Here is a 1,992-nt window from a genome sequence, read left to right on the forward strand (position 1 = left end):
CGTTTGAAAGATCGGACTTGCCGTGGACCAGCCAAAACCAGCGCCGCAATCGGCAAGCAAACTGCCCATTCCGCGCTGGGAGTTCATCGCTCTGTGCGCGGCACTGATGGCGCTGAACTCGCTGGCCATCGATATCATGCTGCCGGCTCTGCAGCAGATCGGCGCCTCGCTCGGCGTCGAAAATGAAAACCACCGGCAGTACGTCATAACGGCCTACATTCTGGGCTTCGGTGGCGGGCAGCTGTTCTTCGGGCCGATCTCGGATCGCTTCGGACGTCGCGCACCACTGGTCGCCGGGCTGGTGATTTATGTCGCCGCGGCTGCGGCCGCCGCCGTTGCACCAAGCTTTGAAACACTTCTGCTGTGCCGGGCCGTGCAAGGCATCGGTGCAGCCGCCACTCGTGTCATCGCGGTCTCGATCGTGCGCGATACGTTCGACGGCCGGCGCATGGCCGAGGTGATGTCGCTGATCTTCATGGTGTTCATGGCGATACCGGTCATTGCTCCCGGCATCGGCCAATTTATCATGCTGTTTGCGACCTGGCATTGGATCTTCGTCACCATGGCCGTCGGTGCGCTGCTCGTCTCGGCCTGGTCGCTGCTGCGCCTTCCTGAAACGCTGCATCCCGAACATCGCCGGCCGCTGACGCTCAACTCCATTGTCGGCGGGTTTCGTATCGTTCTCACCAACCGCATTGCGATCTGCTATGCCTTCGCCAGCACCTTCATTTTCGGCGCCATGTTTGGCTTCATCGCTTCGGCGCAGCAGATCTATGTCGACATTTTCAAAGTCGGCGAGATGTTCCCGGTCATCTTTGCCGGGGTTGCGGGCGTGCTCGCCTTCTCCAACTTTCTGAACTCGCGCCTTGTCGGTCGCATCGGCATGCGCCGCCTGTCGCAGAGTGCGTTGCTGCTGTTCCTGGTCATCAGCCTTGCCTGGCTGGTGATTTCGCTGGAGATGAAGATGCCGCTCTGGCTGTTCATCACCTTCTTTGCCTGCGCCATGCTTCCATTCGGTGCGCTCGGCGCGAACTTCAACGCGCTGGCCATGGAGCCGCTCGGCCAACTGGCCGGCACGGCTTCGTCGATCCTCGGTTTCATGCAGACGTTTCTCGGCGGCATTCTCGGTACGCTGATCGGCCAGGCCTTCAACGGCACGGTGACGCCGCTGGCCGCCGGCTTCTGCAGCGTCTCGGTCGCCGCGCTGCTGATGATCTTCATCGCCGAGCGCGGCAAGATGTTCCAGCCACAGAACCCGCCCGTTTCAGGGCACATCACCGACTTGCATTAGGACGCACCTTCAAGGGCTGCCGTGAACCGAGGGGCAAGCATGCGCCCCGCAATTGCTTCGCCCATGCTGTCCGAAAAGTGCAATGGCAGAGCGTCATCGAGTGCCCTGAGGATGGATGCCACGAAGGCCCGGCTGCGCTGGGCATCGGTTCCCAGATCGGAATATGTGGCGCGAGGTTTGCCGATCAGCGTGCCGTTGCGGCGAAGCGAGAACCGCAGCGTGAGGGACATGCCCGCGGTTCCGGGTGGCGGCTTCCAGCAGGCATAGATCGCGTCCGACATCTCCTTTATCGTGTCGACGGGATCGGTACTGCGACAGCTGCGCTCTTGCGACCTTGCTTCCAGGGAACTGGCGAACAGACCGGCGGCAAGAGCCGCCGCGACAAATGCAAACCGAGGTTTCATTCGAGAGCCTCCGGATTTGCGCGAGATTGTACTGCTTTCGGCTAACGCAGCAATCGATCCTACTGCGCCCAGAGCTCGCGGCGCAATTCGTGCCAGCTTTCCTTGTCTGGCGCGACAAGCAGGCCGCCGCCGAGATGCGAGGGCAGATAGGCGCTGCCGTCGAAGCGCGCCGCATGGCCGCCGGCCTCGGCATGGATCAGCACGCCGGCCAGGTGGTCCCACGGCATCAGCTTGTTGTAGACGACGAAGTGGGCATGGCCGCTCGCCAGCAGGCGGTATTCGTGCGCGGCGCAGCGA

General features: G+C 62.3%; 3 protein-coding genes. 1 reads left to right on the forward strand and 2 read right to left on the reverse strand.

The window, feature by feature from the left end:
- Positions 1-22 precede the first annotated feature (22 nt).
- Positions 23-1,291 (forward strand): multidrug effflux MFS transporter, encoded by a 1,269-nt coding sequence (locus tag ENZ75_RS30145; protein ID WP_082826441.1) that lies wholly within the window; start codon positions 23-25, stop codon positions 1,289-1,291.
- Here ENZ75_RS30145 and ENZ75_RS30150 read toward each other — a convergent pair.
- Complete coding sequence (locus ENZ75_RS30150; protein ID WP_063167817.1) at positions 1,288-1,695, reverse strand: hypothetical protein; 408 nt, start codon at positions 1,693-1,695, stop codon at positions 1,288-1,290. The two genes, ENZ75_RS30145 and ENZ75_RS30150, sit on opposite strands and share 4 nt — an antisense overlap.
- 59 nt (positions 1,696-1,754) lie before the next feature.
- Positions 1,755-1,992, reverse strand: a 238-nt coding sequence (locus tag ENZ75_RS30155) for an inositol monophosphatase family protein (RefSeq protein WP_281061313.1), incomplete at its 5' end; no start/stop codon positions are given.

It is taken from the genome of Mesorhizobium sp. M7A.F.Ca.CA.002.04.1.1 (assembly GCF_004022805.1).
In the GTDB taxonomy this organism is placed as follows: domain Bacteria; phylum Pseudomonadota; class Alphaproteobacteria; order Rhizobiales; family Rhizobiaceae; genus Mesorhizobium; species Mesorhizobium ciceri.

Excerpts from the sequence above, each read along its gene's own strand:
- ENZ75_RS30150 (WP_063167817.1), bottom strand. The coding sequence starts at position 1,695 with ATGAAACCTCGGTTTGCATTTGTCGCGGCGGCTCTTGCCGCCGGTCTG.